Origin of the sequence: Propionivibrio sp. (assembly GCF_049316945.1) — a bacterium.
Classification (GTDB): Bacteria; Pseudomonadota; Gammaproteobacteria; order Burkholderiales; family Rhodocyclaceae; genus Propionivibrio.
In genome coordinates this window covers 1-2,091 of record NZ_JBMOJE010000344.1, presented here as the reverse complement: position 1 = coordinate 2,091, position 2,091 = coordinate 1, and the positions used below count along the sequence as shown (strand labels likewise).

The following is a 2,091-nucleotide window of genomic DNA, read 5'->3' as shown; positions in this document are numbered from 1 at the left end:
TACTTGGTCACCACTGATCCCCGAACTCGGGAAGTTATTGTTTACCGAATCCTTACAACCCGCAGTCTGTAAATCCACGTCCAAGCCGGTGATGGTGGCCGTGATCTTCAGCTTTTGTGCTTGCACCAGGACATTGTGCTTTTTCGGTGCGAATCCCATTGGGTCAATCCTTTGGTCAATGCCGATTTACGTAGTCTGCTCCTTGACCTGCCTCGTACCTATCTCTAAGGTTGGCCTGGCCGGAGATATCCCCTTGTGCTGCTGCCAGCCTAAACCACTTCAGTGCTTCCTGTTTGTCCTGTGGCACCCCCAAGCCTTCGAAGTGCATCACACCGAGAATGGATTGTGCGCAGGAATAACCTTGCGCTACGGACAATCGGAACAACCTTAACGCTTCCTGGTTGTCTTGTGCCACGCCTTTCCCTTTGAGGTACATCTGGCCGAGGTTGTATTGGGCAATGGGATTCCCCTGCGCTACAGCCAACCGGAACCATTTAAGCGCCTCTTGGTTGTCCTCTGGTACACCAATTCCGTCGTCGTAAATCTGGCCAAGGATGTTTTGTGCGATGGCTTCCCCCTGCTCGGCAAGCGGCTTTAACTTTTGCAATGCTTTCGCTAAATCGCGCGCGACATAAGCCGCCAAGCCCTCCATCAAGTCAGCGATTGGTTTCGGTAAATTCTGGGTGTCCATGTTTAGTCTTTCGTCAGTGTCGCGCATTCATTCGCTCAAACGGTTGCGCTTTTATTTTCTCTCGCAAAACGGAAAAATCGGCCATTGCTGCGGATTTGCCGATGGGGAAGCCCGGTTGCACCACCTCGGTCACACGGGCTGATAAAACCATTGTGGGGCCATTGCGGGCGCTTGCGTGGCCATCATCACGGCGCGGAAATAGGGGCGCTGCTCAATCAGCCAACGAAACATTGCTCCGATGACCGTCAAGGCGTATGCCGTGGAGCGTGGTGACAATCCAGCAACAAATGGCCGCCACTCTGCGCAGAACCTTGATTGAGGAGGTCCAATCCACCTGCTGCGTGGGGTGCCTTTTGGAAATGCCAGCCAAACGCTTACGCCTTACATCAGAGGATCATTTTCTAACTGGTGTTTGATGCGGACTATAAAAATATCGCCGCCTTGTTCATGCCTGAACCGAGCAATATAGCCGCTACTTCCAAAGTCGATAATGATTTCCCGAAAGTGCATCAAATCTGGCACTGGGCGGTATCTGTCTGGCAGTATGGCTGCCTTTTCAATTTCTGATCGAATGATGGAGATCGCTCTTTTCGCGACCATCTTGTCTTTGGTGCCGAGAAACTTGGCAAGACGAACCAGGTCGGCAATGGCCGCAGGCGTGTAAATTATGCGTGGCATGCTGGTGGTGGCAATTCATCATCTGTAAATAGCGACTCCAACCACGGCACGATTTCTTCGTGCGTGACGTGCAAACCTGTTTCTTTGTATTGGTTGTAGGAATCGATGCAGCTTTGGTTGAAAGCATACTCGCGCTCTTTTTGTTCAATGAGCGTTGTAATAGCTTCAGTAGCAAGTGCATGGGCAGTGCGTTTTTGCCGAGCAGCGATCTCTTTAAGCTTTTGCCGGGCACTGGGCTCAAGGCGTATTGACATTGGTACGGTAGTAGCAGTCATGATTGGTGCCTGTATGGTTATGTTGTAGTGCAAAGTATAGTCTTTCACTACAACGCATGTTGCCTGACGATGCTACGCTGGTTCAAACCGGAACCGCCGAAAATTCCGTCACCCAAAAATCCAGCCCAGTCCAGCTACCCGCGCGCATAGCCAACAGCGTCACTGTTCTCCCTTGGTCAAAAAAACCCGTTAACCAGGGCTTGCACCCCCACAGGGGCTCATGCATTGATCTCTCGATGCCCTTGTCCGAAGGCTGAATGTGCAGTGGCGCAAAAAAATCGGCTTTTGTCTCAACCCCATGCTGCCGCGGTAAAAAATCCCGTAAGTGCATGATTTTCAAGCAACCCCTTTCACACCAGGAGAAGAGTCCGGTTTTGACCCAAAAAAACCCACCTAAGATAATAAGATTTATCTTATGGCACTGTGTTGAATTCAATCTGAAAATAT

The 2,091-nt window shown here is 50.7% G+C and carries 4 protein-coding genes; all 4 read right to left on the bottom strand.

Annotation, left to right across the window (positions count from 1 at the left end; translation table 11 throughout):
- Window positions 1-175 precede the first annotated feature (175 nt).
- Window positions 176-718: a tetratricopeptide repeat protein gene (locus tag ACOYNV_RS27915; RefSeq protein ID WP_422903086.1), complete on the bottom strand. Its 543-nt coding sequence runs from the start codon at window positions 716-718 to the stop codon at window positions 176-178.
- A gap of 354 nt (window positions 719-1,072) precedes the next feature.
- Window positions 1,073-1,369, bottom strand: a complete 297-nt coding sequence (locus tag ACOYNV_RS27910; protein ID WP_422903085.1) for a type II toxin-antitoxin system RelE/ParE family toxin — start codon at window positions 1,367-1,369, stop codon at window positions 1,073-1,075.
- Entirely contained in the window at window positions 1,357-1,644 is a 288-nt protein-coding gene (locus ACOYNV_RS27905) for a CopG family ribbon-helix-helix protein (RefSeq protein ID WP_422903084.1), read from the bottom strand. The genes ACOYNV_RS27910 and ACOYNV_RS27905 overlap by 13 nt, the downstream gene beginning before the upstream one ends.
- 82 nt (window positions 1,645-1,726) lie before the next feature.
- A partial coding sequence (locus tag ACOYNV_RS27900) for a hypothetical protein (protein WP_422903083.1) occupies window positions 1,727-2,091 on the bottom strand: 365 nt, incomplete at its 5' end.

Bases quoted from the DNA above. Each gene is read 5' to 3' on its own strand.
- ACOYNV_RS27915 (WP_422903086.1), bottom strand. From the start codon at position 718: ATGCGCGACACTGACGAAAGACTAAACATGGACACCCAGAATTTACCG.
- ACOYNV_RS27910 (WP_422903085.1), bottom strand. From the start codon at position 1,369: ATGCCACGCATAATTTACACGCCTGCGGCCATTGCCGACCTGGTTCGT.
- ACOYNV_RS27905 (WP_422903084.1), bottom strand. From the start codon at position 1,644: ATGACTGCTACTACCGTACCAATGTCAATACGCCTTGAGCCCAGTGCC.